Origin of the sequence: Streptomyces sp. Y20, from assembly GCF_043195475.1 — a bacterium.
Classification (GTDB): Bacteria; Actinomycetota; Actinomycetes; order Streptomycetales; family Streptomycetaceae; genus Streptomyces.
The window spans coordinates 163889-181671 of record NZ_JBIDDP010000004.1 but is presented as its reverse complement, the minus strand read 5'-3'; the positions used below and the strand labels follow the sequence as shown (position 1 = coordinate 181671).

Below are 17783 nucleotides of genomic sequence, written 5' to 3'. Positions count from 1 at the left end.
CGATTCCGTCACTATAGAAGCCGCCGATCGCGCCGAAGACACGGGGCGCCGACTGACCGAGGATTGAGTCTTGACTGACCAGCTGCGACTGATGGCCGTTCACGCGCACCCCGACGACGAGTCGAGCAAGGGCGCGGCCACCATGGCGAAGTACGTGTCCGAGGGGGTGGACGTGCTGGTGGTGACCTGCACCGGCGGGGAGCGCGGGTCCATCCTCAATCCCAAGCTCCAGGGTGACCGGTACATCGAGGAGAACATCCACGAGGTCCGCCGCAAGGAGATGGACGAGGCCCGCGAGATCCTGGGCGTCCGGCAGGAGTGGCTCGGCTTCGTCGACTCCGGCCTGCCCGAGGGCGACCCGCTGCCGCCGCTGCCCGACGGCTGCTTCGCCCTGGAGGACGTCGACAAGGCCGCCGGGGAACTGGTGCGCAGCATCCGTTCCTTCCGCCCGCAGGTGATCACCACCTACGACGAGAACGGCGGTTACCCGCACCCCGACCACATCATGACCCACAAGATCTCGATGGTGGCGTTCGAGGGCGCGGCGGACCGCGAGAAGTACCCCGAGGCCGAGTTCGGCCCCGCCTACCAGCCGCTGAAGCTCTATTACAACCAGGGCTTCAACCGCCCCCGCACCGAGGCGCTGCACCGGGCGATGCTCGACCGCGGCCTGGAGTCGCCGTACGGGGACTGGCTGAAGCGGTGGAACGAGACGATGCGCACCGAGCGCACGCTGACCACCCACGTCCCGTGCGGGGACTTCTTCGAGATCCGGGACAAGGCGCTGATCGCCCACGCCACGCAGATCGACCCGGACGGCGGCTGGTTCAAGGTGCCGCTGGACCTCCAGAAGGAGGTCTGGCCGACCGAGGAGTACGAACTGGCGAAGTCCCTCGTCGACACTTCCCTCCCCGAGGACGACCTCTTCGCGGGCGTCCGGAACAATGCCTGACATGAGCGCAAGCGTGAGCCTGGCAGTGACGCACCTCGTCCCCCTCGCCAAGGAGGTGGACGAGAACAAGGTCACCCCCGGTGTCCTCGGCTTCATCGTCTTCGCGGTGATGGCCCTGGCCGTGTGGGGTCTGATGAAGTCGATGAGCAAGCACATGCGGAAGGTCGACTTCCAGGAGTCCCCGGACGCCGGCGCGGACAAGGCCGGACGGCAGGCCGACTCCCCGGCCCCGCAGGGCTGACCCCGGGGCCACCGCCCCGCCGGTGCCGCCACCCCTCTCACCGCGCGGGGTGTGGCGGCACGGCGTCATGCGCGCCCCCGGACCGCGGCCGGTGCCGCCCCGGCCAGCTGGGCACGCCGTCCTCGCGGTCCGGTACGGGGCGGAACGGTGAACCGACCGGCCCATGAGACGTCCCCGTATCTGCTCCAGCACGCCGACAACCCGTCGACTGGTGGCCCCGGTCGGCCGAGGCCTTCGACGCCGCCCGCAAGGCCGGCAGACCCGTCCTGCTGAGCGTCGGGTACTCCAGCTGCCACTGGTGCCGGTGAACGTGTCAACCGAGTAGACCTCGGCTCCTGCGTCCGTCTGGAACACGGGGCGACTACTCAGAAGGTGGTAGCCGCCGCTCAGTCGCTCCCTGCATGACCCCAAGATCGACCGCGACGGAGAAGGGCGCGGTGGCCTTCACAGCGCCGGTGAACATCTCACCGTCCCTGTAGACCTTCGTGGCGGGATCAAGAACGTAGGTATGGATGATCGGGACCCCGGTGGCGGCCTGCTCGACTCGCCGGTAGAAGGGGATGCCGGCCTTGGCGTACTGGTCCACCTTCACGATCCGGTCAGATGCCGGCGCACTGCTCCTCGGACCAGGAGTCGTACTGTTCCGCGCTGATCTGCGAATGCATCCACGCGGGCGCCACCATCTCGGCGGTCATGGTGTACCTCCTTCGAGGAGACTCGGCAGGTCCAGCGCTGCCGCGCCCAGCCTGCTGTTGCGAGGTGTCGGACCGCTCGACTCGGACGGACGCCGGGTAAGGTTCGGCACCGACCCCGAGGGGGAGCCGCCCGCCACCTGATGGCTCATGAGTGCAATTCGGCCGAGCGGGGCGGGTCCGTCAGGGCTTCGCCGGTCGTGCCAGGCGTTGTGAGAGGCTGGGACGTATGAACCGGTTGGCTGGTTTGACCTCGCCTTATCTGCTTCAGCACGCTGACAATCCGGTCGACTGGTGGCCGTGGGGACCCGAGGCGTTCGAGGAAGCGAAACGGCGTGTCGTGCCCGTCCTGTTGTCGGTCGGATACTCCGCGTGTCATTGGTGTCACGTCATGGCCCACGAGTCCTTCGAGGACCGGGCCACCGCCGACTACCTCAACGAGCACTTCGTCAGCGTCAAGGTCGACCGCGAGGAACGCCCCGACGTGGACGCCGTCTACATGGAGGCCGTCCAGGCGGCCACCGGGCAAGGCGGCTGGCCCATGACCGTGTTCCTCACCCCGGACGCCGAGCCCTTCTACTTCGGCACCTACTTCCCGCCCGCCCCCCGGCACGGCCTGCCCTCCTTCCGGCAGGTCCTGGAGGGCGTCCAGCAGGCCTGGACCACCCGCCGCGACGAGGTCACCGACGTCGCCGGGAAGATCGTCCGCGACCTCGCCCAGCGGGAGATCAGCCACCAGGGGGACCGCGCGCCCGGCGAGCAGGAGCAGGCGCAGGCCCTCCTCGGGCTCACCCGCGAGTACGACCCGCAGCGCGGCGGATTCGGCGGCGCGCCCAAGTTCCCGCCGTCCATGGTGCTGGAGTTCCTGCTGCGCCACCACGCGCGGACCGGCGCCGAGGGCGCCCTCCAGATGGCGCGGGACACGTGCGAGCGGATGGCGCGCGGCGGCATCTACGACCAGCTCGGCGGCGGCTTCGCCCGCTACTCCGTCGACCGCGACTGGGTCGTGCCGCACTTCGAGAAGATGCTGTACGACAACGCCCTGCTCTGCCGGGTCTACGCCCATCTGTGGCGGGCCACCGGGTCGGACCTGGCCCGGCGGGTCGCGCTGGAGACCGCCGACTTCATGGTCCGCGAGCTGCGCACGAGCGAGGGCGGGTTCGCCTCCGCCCTCGACGCCGACAGCGACGACGGCACCGGGCGGCACGTGGAGGGCGCGTACTACGTCTGGCGGCCCGAGCAGCTGCGCCGGGTGCTCGGTGACGACGACGCCGACCTCGCCGTGAAGTACTTCGGCGTGACCGAGGAGGGCACGTTCGAGCACGGCCAGTCCGTGTTCCAGCTCCCGCGGACGGAGGCCGTCGCCGACGCCGGGCGGATCGCGTCCGTGCGGAGCCGGCTGCTCGCCGAGCGCGCGCTGCGCCCCGCCCCCGGCCGGGACGACAAGGTCGTCGCCGCCTGGAACGGGCTCGCCGTCGCCGCCCTCGCCGAGACCGGCGCCTACTTCGACCGGCCCGACCTCACCGAGGCCGCCCTCGGCGCCGCCGACCTGCTCGTCCGCGTGCACCTGGACGAACACGCCCAGCTGGCCCGCACCAGCAAGGACGGCCGCGTCGGCCCGAACGCGGGCGTGCTGGAGGACTACGCCGACGTCGCCGAGGGCTTCCTCACGCTCGCCTCCGTCACCGGCGAGGGCGTCTGGCTGGACTTCGCCGGGCTCCTCCTCGACCAGGTGCTGACCCGGTTCACCGACCCGGAGACCGGCGCCCTGTTCGACACCGCCGCCGACGCCGAGCAGCTCATCCGCCGGCCCCAGGACCCCACCGACAACGCCACCCCCTCCGGCTGGACCGCCGCGGCCGGCGCGCTGCTCGGGTACGCCGCCCACACCGGCTCCGAGGCCCACCGCACAGGTGCCGAACGGGCGCTGGGGGTCGTGAAGACGCTCGGGCCGAGGGTGCCCCGGTTCATCGGGTGGGGGCTCGCCGTCGCCGAGGCGCTGCTCGACGGGCCGCGCGAGGTGGCCGTCGTCGGACCGGCCCGGGACGACGAGCGCACGACCGCCCTGCACCGTACGGCGCTGCTGGCGCCCGCTCCTGGCGCCGTGGTCGCCCGCGGCGTCCCGGACGGCGACGACTTCCCGCTCCTCGCCGACCGCGTCCTCATCGGCGGCGCGCCCACCGCCTACGTCTGCCGGGGTTTCGTCTGCGACCTCCCGGTGACGGACCCCGCGGCCCTGGAGGCCCGGCTGACCGCCCCCTGAACCGCCGGGTGCCCCACCGGAAGGCGAGGCACCGGCCGGCGTGCTCAGCCGTCCTGGGCACGCATGCTCAGCGCCCGCTCCACGACCGCCTCCAGCTGTTCGTGGTGGGCGCCCTTCCAGTAGGCCCGGCCGCAGGCCGTGCACCGGGCGAAGACGTCGTACGACCGCTGGGTGCCGCCCTTGAGCTGGTCGGCGACCTCCTCCCGGGTGGCCTCCCTCAGCAGGCCGTTGCAGGCGGTGCAGCGGGTCCAGGGGGCCAGGTCGGGGGCGAAGCGGTCCAGGACGTCGTGCAGCTGGTCGTCGGGCCGGGTGCTGTGGACGAAGGCGCCGGCCCACAGTTCCCGGCGGCGCAGCAGGCCCCGGTCGCGGCTCAGCAGGACCCGTTTCTCGGCCGCCGAGCGGGCGGCGAGCGCCGGATCGCCGATGTCCGTCGACTCGTACGCGGTGTCCACGCCGAGCAGCCGCAGCCGGCGGGCCAGGGTGCCGAGATGGACGTCGAGGAGGAAGCGCAGGGGCGCGCCGGGGACCCGCTGGGGGCGTGTCACCTCCCGGACCCGCACGCTCTCGCCCGCCGCGGGGACGTGGGACACGGCGACCTCCCGGCCGTCCACGACCAGCGCGCCGACCTCGGTCAGCGGCACCCCGAGGGACTCCACGACGTGGCCGAGGGTCGAGACGCCGTCCGTGGTCACGGCCGTGGCGCCGGTGCGCCGGGCGGGCGCCACGAACAGCTGCAGTCCGGGGGCGACTTCGACGTGGATCTCGGGTCCGTTCACCCCGTCAGGATCGCACGGGCCGCCGTCCGCGCCTCAGGTGTCCTCCCCTGCCAGGCCGTGCGCCAGGACGTCCAGGGCGCGGTCGACCAGGGACGCGAGGTCGTCCTGGTGGTCCTTCTCCGCCCAGTACAGGGAGGTCTCCATCAGGCCGCCGGCCAGGGACTCGGCGTGGACCCGCACCTCCAGGCCGTCCGGGTCGAGGCCGGTGCGCTCGCCGATGGCCTGGCAGAGCACGCGGCCGGTGACCGACAGCCGCTCCCGCATGCGGGCGCGCACCGCGGGGACCTGGACCATCAGCCGGGTCCGCAGCCGGGAGGTGCGCGCGTCCTCCTCGACGCCCCGCCGGACGGCCTGCCGCAGGACGTGGCGGACGGTGTCCGGCCACGGTTCCTCCGGGGGCCGCCGCCGGATCTCCGCCAGGAGGAGCGCGCCGTACTCGTCGGTGACGACGATGTCCTCCTTGGCCGGGAAGTACCTGAGGACGGTCGACGGCGACACCTCGGCCCGGGTGGCGATGCGGTCGATCGTGGTGGCCTCCCAGCCCTGTTCCTCGATCAGCGCGTACGTGGCCGCGCGGATCGCCTCCCGGGTCTTGGTCTTCTTGCGTTCGCGCAGGCCGGGGCGGCGCCCGTCGGGGGCGGAGGCGGTGGGCGGGGGTGCGGCCGTCATGCCGGTCATTGTCGGCCATCCGCCGTGGCGGCGGCCACGGCCGGGGCGGGCGGGATCAGGCGTGCCGGTAGGCCACCAGCGAGATGCCGACGTAGTGCACGACGAACGCGGCGAGGGTCAGGGAGTGGAAGACCTCGTGGAAGCCGAACCAGCGCGGTGACGGGTTCGGCCGCTTGATGCCGTACACGATTCCGCCGGCGCTGTAGAGCAGGCCGCCGACGACGACCAGGACCAGGACGGCGATGCCGCCGGTGCGCGCGAAGTCGGGCAGGAAGAAGACGGCCGCCCAGCCCATGGCGATGTAGCAGGGCGTGTAGAGCCAGCGCGGGGCGCCGACCCAGAAGACGCGGAAGGCGATGCCGGCGGCGGCGGCGCCCCAGATCCCCCAGAGCAGCCAGCGGCCCTTGGAGCCGGGCAGGAGCAGCAGGGTCAGCGGGGTGTAGGTGCCCGCGATGATCAGGAAGATGTTGGCGTGGTCGAGGCGGCGCAGGACCCGGTCCATCCGGGGGCTCCAGTCGCCCCGGTGGTACAGCGCGCTGACGCCGAAGAGCAGGCAGGCCGTGAGGACGTAGATCCCGCAGGCGGCGCGCCCCCTGGAGGAGTGGGCGCCGGCGGTGAGCACCAGTCCCGCGATGAGTACGGCCGGGAACATGCCCAGGTGCAGCCAGCCGCGTAGCCGGGGCTTGACCGGGTGCGGCAGGGAGATCTCGACGGGACCGCGGCCGGCGGCCGGCGTGTCCGTAGGCGTGTCGGGGACGGACGCAGTCATGGACCGCATGGTACCCAGGCCACCGAAAATCGCTCCTCGGTGCCGCTCTTCGAAGGCGCCGTGGCAAAAAGTCCTTCAGTCGAACCCAACGTGGACGCAAAGAACCGCGGAAATCGTGGGATTCCTCACGCTGCTCACCTGTGATGCCCTCTGGACAGATGGGCACTAAACTCGGATGATCAAATGAGTGCGGTCGGCACCGGATGAGCGGGCTACGAAGCATCCGGGTCGCGGCCCCCACGGGGCGAACAACCCAAAAATCCCTCATTTAGGAGCAATCGTGGCGCGCGACATCGCGGCTCCCACCGTCGTCCCCACCCACCACCAGGAACTGATCTCGTGGGTCAACGAGATCGCCGAACTGACGCAGCCGGACAGCGTGGTCTGGTGTGACGGCTCCGAGGCCGAGTACGAGCGGCTGTGCGAGGAACTGGTCGCCAAGGGCACGTTCCGGAAGCTGGACGCGGTCAAGCGCCCCCACTCCTACTACGCCGCCTCCGACCCGACCGACGTCGCGCGCGTCGAGGACCGCACCTTCATCTGCTCCGAGAAGGAGGAGGACGCGGGCCCGACCAACCACTGGAAGGCCCCCGCCGAGATGCGGGAGATCTTCGCCGGCGAGCAGGGCCTGTTCCGCGGCTCCATGCGCGGCCGCACCATGTACGTCGTGCCCTTCTGCATGGGCCCCCTCGGCTCCCCGCTGTCCGCGATCGGCGTGGAGATCACCGACTCCGCCTACGTCGCCGCCTCCATGCGCACGATGACCCGCATGGGCCAGGCCGTCCTGGACGAGCTGGGCGAGGAAGGCTTCTTCGTGCGCGCCGTCCACACCCTCGGCGCGCCCCTGGCCGAGGGCCAGGAGGACGTGCCGTGGCCGTGCAACTCCACCAAGTACATCTCGCACTTCCCCGAGTCGCGCGAGATCTGGTCCTACGGCTCCGGCTACGGCGGCAACGCCCTGCTCGGCAAGAAGTGCTACGCCCTGCGCATCGCCTCCGTCATGGCCCGCGACGAGGGCTGGCTGGCCGAGCACATGCTGATCCTCAAGCTGACCCCGCCGCGGGGCGAGTCCAAGTACGTCGCCGCCGCCTTCCCGAGCGCCTGCGGCAAGACCAACCTCGCCATGCTGGAGCCCACGATCTCCGGCTGGACGGTGGAGACGATCGGCGACGACATCGCCTGGATGCGGTTCGGCGAGGACGGCCGCCTCTACGCCATCAACCCCGAGGCCGGCTTCTTCGGCGTCGCGCCCGGTACCGGTGAGCACACCAACGCCAACGCCATGAAGACCCTGTGGGGCAACGCCGTCTTCACCAACGTCGCGCTCACCGACGACGGCGACGTGTGGTGGGAGGGCATGACCGAGGAGCCCCCGGCCCACCTGACCGACTGGAAGGGCAACGACTGGACGCCGGCCTCCGGCACTCCGGCCGCCCACCCCAACGCCCGCTTCACCGTGCCGGCCTCGCAGTGCCCGATCATCGCGCCCGAGTGGGAGGACCCCAAGGGCGTGCCGATCTCGGCGATCCTCTTCGGCGGCCGGCGCGCCAGCGCGGTGCCGCTGGTGACGGAGTCCTTCGACTGGAACCACGGCGTCTTCCTCGGCGCCAACGTGGCCTCGGAGAAGACCGCGGCGGCCGAGGGCAAGGTCGGCGAGCTGCGCCGCGACCCGTTCGCGATGCTGCCGTTCTGCGGCTACAACATGGGCGACTACATGGCCCACTGGGTCGACGTGGCCAAGGGCAAGGACCAGTCCAAGCTGCCCAAGATCTACTACGTCAACTGGTTCCGCAAGAACGACGAGGGTGCGTTCGTCTGGCCCGGCTTCGGCGAGAACTCCCGGGTCCTGAAGTGGATCGTGGAGCGCCTGGAGGGCACGGCCGAGGGCGTCGAGACGCCGATCGGCGTCCTGCCGGCCAGGGGTGCCCTGGACACCGCCGGTCTCGACCTGTCCGAGTCCGACCTGGACTTCCTGCTCACCGTCGACAAGGACGTGTGGCGTGAGGAGGCCGCCCTGGTCCCCGGTCACCTCGAGACCTTCGGCGACCACACGCCGAAGGAGCTGTGGGACCAGTACCGCGCGCTGGTGGAGCGCCTGGGCTGACCGCCCCCGACGACTCCACGGCCGGTCGCGTGCCCTGACCAGCGATCGTCACGGCCGGCCGTGGGACCCACCTGACCGCGAGGGGCTCCGCACGACGGCGTGCGGGGCCCCTTCCGTCGTCCGTGCGGTCCTGTTCCCGGCGGTAGTGATCCGCGGGGTGTGTGGCGCCCGGTCCGCGCGTCTCTGCGGGTGCACGCGGACCGGGGCCGATCGGGGGGAGCCGGGCAGGAGGTCAGCCGGCGGTGCTGAGTTCCTTCGGCCCCGACAGCGCGGCGACGTGCGCGTCCATCCGCTCCGCCGTGAGGATCGCCGCGGCCGTGTCCGCGCGCGAGGCGGAGACGAGGAGCGCGCGGGCGGCGAGCGTGTGGGCGTGCCGGTGCAGCGCCTGCGGGTCGCCCGCCGCGGCCGGCGCCGCCCGCAGGGGCGTACGCCCTCCCCGCAGCCGGGCCACCTGTGCCGCGAGGCGCTCCGCGGCCGTGTCCAGGTCCTCGGAGGGGGCCAGTGCGCGCAGTTCGTCGGTGACGACGAGCAGCGCCGAGAGGTGGCCGGCGAGCTGGATGTCCAGCTCCTCCTCGCGCGAGCGGTGCGGGAAGCCGGAGGCGGTGCCGGCCATCGTGGTGTGGACCGACTTGGAGCGGATCGGTTCGTACATGGGGATGGCCTCCTGTGCTCTGACAGGAAGCCATCCTAGCTTGGATTTCGTCTAAAGTTGAGCCGGGTCACGGAACGCGGTCTCCCGCTGCCCCTCCGTCCGCGGAGGCGGCCCGGCTACGGCTGGCCGTACCCGTCCAGGAAGGTGCCGATCCTGGTCACGGCGTCCCGCAGGTCGGCGACCGTCGGCAGGGTCACGACCCGGAAGTGGTCCGGTTCGGGCCAGTTGAAGCCCGAGCCCTGCACGACCATGATCTTCTCCTGCCGCAGCAGGTCCAGGACCAGCTGCCGGTCGTCCCTGACCTTGAAGACCTTCGGGTCCAGGCGCGGGAACAGGTACAGCGCACCCCTGGGCCGTACGCAGCTCACGCCCGGGATCTGCGTCAGCAGTTCGTAGGCGGTGTCCATCTGCTCCTTCAGCCGCCCGCCCGGCAGCACCAGGTCGTTGATCGTCTGGCGTCCGCCGAGCGCGGCCACCACTCCGTGCTGGCCCGGCATGTTGGCGCACAGCCGCATGTTCGCCAGGATCGTCAGACCCTCGATGTAGGAGTCCGCGTGCGCGCGCGGGCCGGAGATGGACATCCAGCCGACGCGGTAGCCCGCCACCCGGTAGGCCTTCGACATGCCGTTGAAGGTGAGGGTGAGCAGGTCGGGGGCGACCTTCGCGGTCGGGGTGTGCGTGGCGCCGTCGTAGAGGATCCGGTCGTAGATCTCGTCCGAGCAGACCAGCAGGTTGTGCCGGCGGGCGATGTCCGTCAGGCCCTTGAGCATCGCCTCGCCGTAGACCGCGCCCGTGGGGTTGTTCGGGTTGATGATGACGAGCGCCTTGGTGCGGTCGGTGACCTTGCGCTCGATGTCGGCGAGGTCGGGCATCCAGTCCGCCTGCTCGTCGCAGCGGTAGTGCACGGCCGTGCCGCCGGAGAGGGAGACGGCCGCCGTCCACAGGGGGTAGTCCGGGGCGGGCACGAGGACCTCGTCGCCGTCGTCCAGCAGGCCCTGCATCGCCATCACGATCAGCTCGGAGACGCCGTTGCCGACGAAGACGTGCTCGACGTCCGTCTCGATGCCGATGGTCTGGTTGTGCATGACGACCGCGCGGCGGGCGGCGAGCAGGCCCTTGGCGTCGCCGTAGCCGTGCGCCGTGGAGACGTTGCGGAGGATGTCCTCGAGGATCTCCGGGGGGCACTCGAAGCCGAACGCCGCCGGGTTGCCGGTGTTGAGCTTGAGGATGCGGTGGCCCGCCGCCTCCAGCCGCATGGCCTCCTCGAGAACCGGGCCCCGGATCTCGTAACAGACGTTGGCGAGCTTCGTCGACTGGATCACCTGCATGTCGCGAGCTTACGGCGCGGTAACGCCTCGTGGGTCGTGTTTTCCACCACGCGAGCCGCAGAGGTTTGCCCGGATATCGCCGTTGACTGTCTCAGGAGTCACTTGCGTCTCTAGAATCCGCTGACATGTCCACGGAACGGCAGCATGAGGCGGGAGCGCACGGCCCCGGGGGAGCGGGCGGCGCGCCGGGAGTCCGGCCGAACGTCTACCACCCGCGGCCGGCCCCGGCCCCGGCCTACGAGGAGTACGCCGACCCGGCCGCGGCGCACGGCTGGCACGACGCGTACGACGCCACGCGCGAGCTGCCCCCGGTGCCCGCGGAACCCGCGCCGGGCGGACCCGGCACGGGCCGGGCCGGGCGCCGGCGGGCGCGGCGGCGCGGGAGTGACCGCCGCCGGGTGGCGGTGGTCGCGGGCGCCCTCGGGGTGGCCGGAACCGTAGCGGTGATCGCCGCCCTGTCCGGTGCGCACACCCCGGCCGGATCCCGTCCCGTGGACGGCGGACGGGTCGCCGGTGGCACGCCCGCCACCGGCGGCGGCACGGACACGCCCACCCCGGCGACGGCGGCCCCGGCCACCACGGCGCCGGTCACCGCCGCGGCTTCCGCCGTGGCCTCGCCCTCCCGCACGGCCGCCGCCCGCCCCTCCGGCGGTACGGCCCCGAGCACCGCTCCGGGTGGGCCGGGCGGCAGCCCGCCCGCCACGACCACGGTCCCCGCGACGGCCTCGGCCGCCCCCGCGTCCACGGCCCCGACCGCCGGCCCGACGGTGTCCGCTTCCAGCAGTCCGTACGTCCGGGGTCACGGCCACAGATGGCCGAAGCGGCCGCGCTGACCCTTGCGGGTGCCTCAACATCCCTTCTAAAAGCAGTGGTTGGGAACGACGGGTGCCGTGGAGCCGGTCCCCGTGCGAGAGTTGGTCGGGCGCACAGGGAAACCCCTATGACCTGACGCGGCTTCTTGTCCCCGAGCCCTCCGGCCCATGAGAATGCGCATGACAATCGAGTGGGCGACCGGAGGACCTCCGGTCGCCCAAGTCGTAAGAGGGGACCCCCACATGAACAAGCCTCTCCTTGCCGCGCTCTCCTCCCTGGCGATAGCCGGTCTGGGCGCGACACCGGCGGTCGCCGCGCCGCACGCCGCGGCGCCGCACCGCACGGCCCCGCATGCCGCCGCCCCGCACTCCGCCAAGGCCGCCGCGGTGACCGTCAACTTCGCCGGCACCGTCTCGCTGAGCAACTGCTCCGGCTCCGTCATCCGCTTCCCCAACTCCGCCGACACCGACCCGGCGCTCGTGCTGACCAACGGCCACTGCCTGGAGACCGGCTTCCCGGCGCCGGGCGAGGTCATCACCGGCCAGTCCTCCAGCCGCAGCTTCGGGCTGCTGAACTCCGCCGGCACCAAGGTCGCCACCCTCCGCGCCAACCAGGTCGTCTACTCGACCATGACGGACACCGACGTCACGATCTACCGCACCACCACCACGTACGCGGCGATCAGGAGCTCCTACGGCATCAGCCCGCTCACCGTGCAGGACACACACCCGGTCGCCGGCACCGCCATCAATGTGGTCTCCGGCTACTGGAAGCGCATCTACAGCTGCAACATCGACGGGTTCGTGTACCGCCTCAAGGAGGGCGACTGGACCTGGAAGGACTCGGTCCGCTACACCTCGGCCTGCGACACCATCGGCGGCACCTCCGGCTCCCCGGTCATCGACACCACCACCGGCAAGGTCGTCGCCGTGAACAACACCGGCAACGAGGACGGTGAGCGCTGCACGGAGAACAACCCGTGCGAGGTCGACGCGAACGGCAACGTCACCGTCCGTCAGGGCATCAACTACGCCGAGGAGATCTACAACATCCCGGCCTGCTTCACCACCGGCAACAGGCTCAACCTGAGCGCGTCCGGCTGCACGCTGCCCAAGCCGTAACCACCGGCGGCGGGCGGTCACACCGGAGTGCGGCGGACCGCCCGCCCCGCCAGCACGTCCGTCCGCCTGCCGTCCTCGATGACGAACCGGCCGTCCACCAGGACGTACGGGATGCCTTCCGGCAGTCGGCGCGGCTCCGCGAAGGTGGCGCCCGGCGCGACCGCCGCCGGGTCGAACAGCACCAGATCGGCCCGGTACCCCTCGCGCACCAGCCCCCGGTCCGGCAGCCGCAGCCGGGCCGCGGGCCGCCCGGTGAGCCGGGCGACGCACTCCTCCAGCGTCAGCACGCCCAACTCCCGCACGTAGTGCCCCAGATAGCGCGGGAAGGTGCCGTAGGCGCGCGGGTGCGGCTTGCTGCCCCGCAGGATGCCGTCGGAACCGCCGGTGTGCGCCCGGTGCCGCATGATCGCGCGGACGTTCTCCTCGTGACCCACGTGCTGGAGGACCGTGGTCCCCAGCCGGTCCCGCAGCAGCAGCTCGCGCGCCGTGTCCCAGGGCGTCTCGCCGCGCAGGTCCGCCGCCTGCCGCACGGTACGGCCCACGAGAGCGCCCAGCGCCGGGTCGGTGACCCCGGAGATCTCGACCGTCTCCCAGTCCACGGGCACGCCGTGGCAGCCGTCGGAGCCGGTGACCTCCAGGTCGTACCGGACGCGCTCGGCCGTCGCCGGATCGGCGAGCCGGGCCAGGACCTCCTCCGGGCCGCCCTCGCTCGCCCAGCCCGGCAGCAGCGCGGCCAGGGTGGTGCAGCCGGGCGTGTAGGGGTAGGTGTCCAGCGTGATGTCGGCGCCCTCGTCCAGCGCCCGGTCGAGCAGGGCCAGCAGCTCGGGCGCCCGGCCCCGGTTCACACCGAAGTTCATCGTGGCGTGGGCCAGGTGCAGCGGGCAGCCGGCCTCCCGCGTCAGGGCGACCATCTCGGCGTAGGCCGCCAGGGCGCCGGCGCCGTAGGAGCGGTGGTGGGGACAGTAGTAGCCGCCGTACGACGCCACCACCCGGCACAGCTCGGCCAGTTCGCCGTCCCGGGCGTACATGCCGGGCGTGTACGTCAGGCCGGAGGACAGCCCGACCGCGCCCTGTTCCAGCCCCTCGGCCACCAGCCGCCGCATCCGGTCCAGTTCCCCGGCGGTGGCCTCGCGGTCCTCCCAGCCGACGACGAGGGCCCGGACCGTGCCCTGCGGGACGAGGTAGGCCGCGTTCACGGCGATGCCGCGGTCCAGCCGGTCGAGGTACTCGCCCACCGACCGCCAGTCGAAGTCGATGTCGTCGCCGTACCCGTTCCAGCCGGTGATCGCCCGGCGCACCTCCGCCAGCGTGCGGTCGTCCACCGGCGCGTACGACAGCCCGTCCTGGCCGAGCACCTCCAGCGTGACCCCCTGCGCGGCCTTCGCGCTGTGGTCGGGGTCGCGCAGCAGGGCCAGGTCGGAGTGGGCGTGCATGTCGATGAAGCCGGGGGAGAGGACCAGGCCCTCGGCGTCCAGCTCCCGCACGGCCCCCGGCCGCTGGCAGCCCGCGGCCGCGGCCTCCTTCACGATCGAGACGATCCGGCCGCCGCGGACCACGACGTCGGCGCGGTAGGAGTCCGCGCCGCTGCCGTCGACGACGTCGGCGTCCCGGATGACCAGATCCGCCACGCGGGCCTCCTAGAAGAACGTGCGGACGTAGTCGACGACCGTGCCGTCCGCCTCGGCCACCGGGATCAGCTGCCACTTGTCGAAGACCGTGCACGGGTGGGACAGGCCGAAGCCGATCCAGTCACCGGCCTCCACGTCCGCGCCGGGTGCGGTGCGCAGCCACAGGTGCTGGTCGGACAGGGCGCTCACCTCGATGCCGGCCGCCGGACGCTCCGTACCGTCCCGGCGTACCACGTGGGCCACCGGGAGGTCGAGGTCGTAGGCGGCGTCGCGCTTGCCCGCGTTGACGAACGCCTGTGTGGGCGACGGCCGCGACACCACCTGCGCCCACAGCCGGAACGCGGGCTCCAGCCCGCCCTCCTCGGGCACCCGGTTGAACGGCGACAGCCTGCTGTAGTGCACGTCGTCGTGCGAGACGTAGGCGCCGGAGCGGAGCAGCCGCAGCACCGGCAGGGAGAGCCGGGGGACGCCGGCGAAGACGTCGGCGACCGCGTCGAACCACTCGCTGCCGCCGGCGCTCACCACAATGGTGTCCGCCCCGGCGAAGCGCCCGGCCCCGTCGAACTCCACCGCGAGGCCGACCAGCCGCTCCAGCCACTGCCGCACCCGCTCCGGGGAGGCGTCCGGCACCTGGGCCTCGTACCCCGCGACGCCGACGAGCCGCAGTGTGCCGGTGCCCGCGACCGCGTCGGCGACCGCGGCGGCCTCCGCCCCGGTCCGCACGCCGGTCCGCGCGCCCTCGCCCGCGCCCAGCTCCACCACCACGTCCACCGGACGGACCGCGCCCCGCAGCGCCGCGTCCATCAGCTCGACCCCCCGCACGGAGTCGACGTAACAGACGAACCGGAACTCCGGGTCGGCGGCCAGCTCGGCGGCGATCCAGCGCAGCGCGGAGGCGTCCACCAGCTCGTTGGCGAGGAAGACCCGCCGGACGCCGAACGCGCGGGCGACCCGCACCTGGTGGGGCACGGCCAGCGTGATCCCCCAGGCGCCGTGGGCGAGCTGGCGGTGGAAGAGCTGCGGGGCCATGGACGTCTTGCCGTGCGGGGCGAAGGCCAGGCCGTGCCGGGCGGTGTACGTCTCCATCAGCGCGAGGTTGTGCGCGAGGCGCTCGGCGGACAGCGTGAGCACGGGGGTGGTGAAGCCGTCGTCCGCCCGGAACAGGTTGCGGCGCTGGGCCGTCAGCTCGCCGACGGTCAGGCCGTCGGCGTCCGGCGGGAGGCCCTTGAAGCGGTGGTCGACACGTTCTCCGGCCAGGCCGGCGAGCCGTTCCCCGGCCAGGCGGGCGAGCGCTTCGGTGCTCATGAGGCCCCTCTCTCGGTCCGTGCATCATTGCGGTATGTGCAACGGCCATTGCATGCGGTGCTGACTGGTGTCTAGCATCTCGCCGAACACCGGGTCAACGGAGAAGCGTCACCCGGCAATCGACAGGAGCCATCATCGACGACGCTGCTTACGCCTCGGTCGTTGCGCACCCGTGGGACGTCGTCGACGTGGTGACGCTCGGCGAGTCCATGGTCACCTTCCTGCCCAGCCGGCCCGGCCGCCTCGCCGACGTGCCCTCCTTCGACCGGGCCATCGGCGGCGCCGAATCCAACGTGGCCTGCGCGCTGGCGGCGTTCGGACACACGGCACGCTGGGTCGGCCGGGTCGGCGCCGACGGCTTCGGCGACCACCTGGTGGAGCGGATCGCCGGCTACGGGGTCGACGTCTCCGCCGTACGCCGGGACCCCGGCCGTCCCACCGGCGTGTACTTCCGCACCGCCGGGGACCGCGGGACGGGCGCCCACGAGGTGGCGTACTACCGGGAGGGCTCGGCCGCGTCCGCGATGAGCACCGGGAACGTGGACCTGGCGGCCGTACGCGCGGGACGCGTGCTGCACCTGTCGGGCATCACGGCCGCACTGTCCGGCGACTGCCTGGCGCTGATGCGCGTGCTGACGGCCCCCGGCGCCGGCCGCCCCCTGCTCTCCTTCGACGTCAACCACCGCCCCGGCCTGCCCGGGACCGACCCGCCGGCCCTCCTGGAGCTGGCCCGCGGGGCGGACCTCGTCTTCGTGGGGGAGGACGAGGCGGAGCAGGCGTGGGGCGTCACCGGGGGACCGGCGGCGATCCGCGCGGCACTGCCCGAGCCGGCGGTGCTGGTAGTCAAGCAGGGGGCGGGGGGAGCGACGGCGTTCGACGGCGTGCCCGCCTTCGAACCCGCCCCGCACACCAGCGTCGTCGCGCCCACCGGCGCGGGGGACGCCTTCGCCGCCGGCTTCCTCTCCGCCACCCTGCGCGGACTCCCCGTACGCGACCGCCTCCGCCACGGCCACCTGATGGCAGCCGCCACCCTCACCACCCGCGGCGACCTCGCCGCACCCCCCGCCCGCGACCGCGCCGACCGTCTCGCCGCCCTGGACGACGACGCATGGGGGAGACTTCGACTCGGCCCCGGCTGGACACGGGCCGACCGGGCCCCACAGGAGGCGAACACCCCATGAGCCAGACCGTCGACCGCGCCCTGAGCATCCTGCCGCTGCTCGCCGAGGGCCCCGCAGACCTCGGGCAGGTCGCCGACCGCCTGGGCGTCCACAAGTCCACGGCCCTGCGCCTCCTGCGCACCCTGCACGAACACGGCCTGGTCTACCGCCAGTCCGACCAGCGCTACCGCCTCGGCGCCCGCCTCTTCGCCCTCGCCCAGGAGGCGATGGAGAACCTCGACATCCGCGAGATCGCCCACCCCCACCTGGCGCGCCTGAACGAGAGCTGCGGGCACACCGTCCACCTCGCCGTGTACGAGGAGAACGAGGTCCTCTACATCGACAAGGTCGAGAGCCGCTATCCGGTCCGCATGTACTCGCGGATCGGCAAACCCGTCGCCATCACCGTCGCCGCCGTGGCCAAGCTGCTCCTCGCCGACCTCCCCGGACCCGAGCGACGCGCCCTCGCGGACAAGCTCGACTACCCGCTGTACACCTCCCGCTCCACCCCCAACGCCGCCGCGTTCCTGCGGGAGCTGGAGCAGGTACGCGAACAGGGCTGGGCCACCGACCTCGGCGGCCACGAGGAGTCCATCAACTGCGTGGCCGCACCGGTCCGAGGCGCCGACGGACGCGTCGTCGCGGCCATGTCGGTCTCCGCGCCCAACGTCGTCGTCACCGCCGACGAACTCCTCAGCCTGCTCCCGCAGGTGCGCCGCACCGCCGACGCGATCAGCGGCGAGTACTCCGGAAGAACGCCAGTGAAGGGCACCCCCGCATGACCGAGAAGACCGCGCTCACCCCGAAGACCCACACCGCCCCGCCCGCCGCGTTCTCGCACGGCGTCCGGAAGGGCAACATCCTCCAGGTCGCCGGCCAGGTCGGCTTCCTGCCCGCCGAGGAGGGCCGGCCCCCGACGCCGGCCGGCCCCACCCTGCGCGAGCAGACCCTCCAGACCCTCGCCAACGTACGGGCGATCCTCCAGGAGGGCGGTGCGAGCTGGGACGACGTCATGATGATCCGCGTCTACCTCACCGATGTCGGCCACTTCGCCGAGATGAACGACATCTACAACGCCTACTTCGCGGAGCAGGGCCTCACCCAGCCGCCCGCCGCCCGCACCACGGTCTACGTCGGCCTGCCCCCCGGCCTGCTCATCGAGATCGACGCGCTCGCCGTCCTCGGCTGAGCCCCTGACGCTCCCGCGTCTCCCTCTCCTCCCGCGCGTCCCTCCCCTCCCGCACGTCCCGCACGGCACGGCACCCTCCGGGGCGCCGTGCCGCGATCCCCCCTGCCCGAAAGCAGCATGC

At 72.4% G+C, this 17783-nt stretch carries 16 protein-coding genes and 2 pseudogenes; 10 read left to right on the top strand and 8 right to left on the bottom strand.

The window, feature by feature from the left end:
• Positions 1 to 70: 70 nt before the first annotated feature.
• The 3 genes and pseudogenes from mca to ACGFT1_RS12180 form a co-directional block, all read left to right on the top strand.
• Positions 71 to 952 carry a mycothiol conjugate amidase Mca gene (mca, locus tag ACGFT1_RS12190; RefSeq protein WP_373908905.1) on the top strand — a complete coding sequence of 294 codons (882 nt, stop codon included), beginning with the start codon at positions 71 to 73 and terminating at the stop codon, positions 950 to 952.
• The gene (locus tag ACGFT1_RS12185) at positions 945 to 1193 is read left to right on the top strand and encodes a hypothetical protein (protein WP_373908904.1); all 249 of its coding nucleotides are present in this window, start codon (positions 945 to 947) and stop codon (positions 1191 to 1193) included. Before mca ends, ACGFT1_RS12185 begins: the two co-directional genes overlap by 8 nt.
• 147 nt (positions 1194 to 1340) lie before the next feature.
• Positions 1341 to 1495, top strand: a pseudogene (locus ACGFT1_RS12180) (DUF255 domain-containing protein); the annotation flags it as partial.
• A gap of 59 nt (positions 1496 to 1554) precedes the next feature.
• Here ACGFT1_RS12180 and ACGFT1_RS12175 read toward each other — a convergent pair.
• Positions 1555 to 1888: pseudogene (locus ACGFT1_RS12175) on the bottom strand (hypothetical protein).
• A 226-nt stretch (positions 1889 to 2114) separates the two neighbouring features.
• On the opposite strand from ACGFT1_RS12175, the gene ACGFT1_RS12170 reads away from it, so the two are divergent.
• A complete protein-coding gene (locus ACGFT1_RS12170; protein ID WP_373908903.1) occupies positions 2115 to 4148 on the top strand; it encodes a thioredoxin domain-containing protein in 2034 nt (677 codons plus the stop codon).
• A gap of 44 nt (positions 4149 to 4192) precedes the next feature.
• Here ACGFT1_RS12170 and ACGFT1_RS12165 read toward each other — a convergent pair whose 3' ends face one another.
• From ACGFT1_RS12165 to ACGFT1_RS12155, 3 genes are read right to left on the bottom strand one after another with little or no spacing between them, the layout of a single operon-like run.
• A complete protein-coding gene (locus tag ACGFT1_RS12165; RefSeq protein ID WP_373908902.1) occupies positions 4193 to 4924 on the bottom strand; it encodes a Mut7-C RNAse domain-containing protein in 732 nt (243 codons plus the stop codon).
• A 33-nt stretch (positions 4925 to 4957) separates the two neighbouring features.
• A complete protein-coding gene (locus tag ACGFT1_RS12160) occupies positions 4958 to 5602 on the bottom strand; it encodes a TetR/AcrR family transcriptional regulator (protein WP_373908901.1) in 645 nt (214 codons plus the stop codon).
• Between the two features lie 46 nt (positions 5603 to 5648).
• Complete coding sequence (locus tag ACGFT1_RS12155) at positions 5649 to 6362, bottom strand: hemolysin III family protein (RefSeq protein WP_373908900.1); 714 nt, start codon at positions 6360 to 6362, stop codon at positions 5649 to 5651.
• A gap of 280 nt (positions 6363 to 6642) precedes the next feature.
• On the opposite strand from ACGFT1_RS12155, the gene ACGFT1_RS12150 reads away from it, so the two are divergent.
• The gene (locus ACGFT1_RS12150) at positions 6643 to 8466 is read left to right on the top strand and encodes a phosphoenolpyruvate carboxykinase (GTP) (RefSeq protein ID WP_373908899.1); all 1824 of its coding nucleotides are present in this window, start codon (positions 6643 to 6645) and stop codon (positions 8464 to 8466) included.
• Between the two features lie 232 nt (positions 8467 to 8698).
• On the opposite strand, the gene ACGFT1_RS12145 is transcribed toward ACGFT1_RS12150, so the two are convergent.
• Together ACGFT1_RS12145 and ACGFT1_RS12140 are read right to left on the bottom strand one after the other, a co-directional pair.
• Entirely contained in the window at positions 8699 to 9118 is a 420-nt protein-coding gene (locus ACGFT1_RS12145; protein WP_373908898.1) for a hypothetical protein, read from the bottom strand.
• Positions 9119 to 9234: 116 nt separating this feature from the next.
• Positions 9235 to 10446, bottom strand: coding sequence for a pyridoxal phosphate-dependent aminotransferase (locus ACGFT1_RS12140; protein ID WP_373908897.1), 1212 nt, complete (start codon positions 10444 to 10446; stop codon positions 9235 to 9237).
• Positions 10447 to 10571: 125 nt separating this feature from the next.
• On the opposite strand from ACGFT1_RS12140, the gene ACGFT1_RS12135 reads away from it, so the two are divergent.
• Positions 10572 to 11279: a hypothetical protein gene (locus tag ACGFT1_RS12135; RefSeq protein ID WP_373908896.1), complete on the top strand. Its 708-nt coding sequence runs from the start codon at positions 10572 to 10574 to the stop codon at positions 11277 to 11279.
• A 222-nt stretch (positions 11280 to 11501) separates the two neighbouring features.
• Positions 11502 to 12380, top strand: coding sequence for a serine protease (locus ACGFT1_RS12130; RefSeq protein WP_373908895.1), 879 nt, complete (start codon positions 11502 to 11504; stop codon positions 12378 to 12380).
• A 17-nt stretch (positions 12381 to 12397) separates the two neighbouring features.
• Here the strand turns inward: ACGFT1_RS12130 and ACGFT1_RS12125 are convergent, their stop codons facing one another.
• On the bottom strand, positions 12398 to 14008 hold the full coding sequence (locus ACGFT1_RS12125; protein WP_373908894.1) for an amidohydrolase family protein: 1611 nt from the start codon (positions 14006 to 14008) through the stop codon (positions 12398 to 12400).
• Between the two features lie 9 nt (positions 14009 to 14017).
• A complete protein-coding gene (locus ACGFT1_RS12120) occupies positions 14018 to 15313 on the bottom strand; it encodes an alanine racemase (RefSeq protein ID WP_373908893.1) in 1296 nt (431 codons plus the stop codon).
• Between the two features lie 188 nt (positions 15314 to 15501).
• Between ACGFT1_RS12120 and ACGFT1_RS12115 the strand changes: the two genes are divergently transcribed.
• From ACGFT1_RS12115 to ACGFT1_RS12105, 3 genes are read left to right on the top strand one after another with little or no spacing between them, the layout of a single operon-like run.
• Positions 15502 to 16494 carry a sugar kinase gene (locus ACGFT1_RS12115; protein ID WP_373908892.1) on the top strand — a complete coding sequence of 331 codons (993 nt, stop codon included), beginning with the start codon at positions 15502 to 15504 and terminating at the stop codon, positions 16492 to 16494.
• Positions 16491 to 17255 (top strand): IclR family transcriptional regulator, encoded by a 765-nt coding sequence (locus ACGFT1_RS12110; RefSeq protein ID WP_373908891.1) that lies wholly within the window; start codon positions 16491 to 16493, stop codon positions 17253 to 17255. The genes ACGFT1_RS12115 and ACGFT1_RS12110 overlap by 4 nt, the downstream gene beginning before the upstream one ends.
• Positions 17252 to 17662 carry a RidA family protein gene (locus tag ACGFT1_RS12105; RefSeq protein ID WP_373908890.1) on the top strand — a complete coding sequence of 137 codons (411 nt, stop codon included), beginning with the start codon at positions 17252 to 17254 and terminating at the stop codon, positions 17660 to 17662. Before ACGFT1_RS12110 ends, ACGFT1_RS12105 begins: the two co-directional genes overlap by 4 nt.
• Positions 17663 to 17783: the final 121 nt, after the last annotated feature.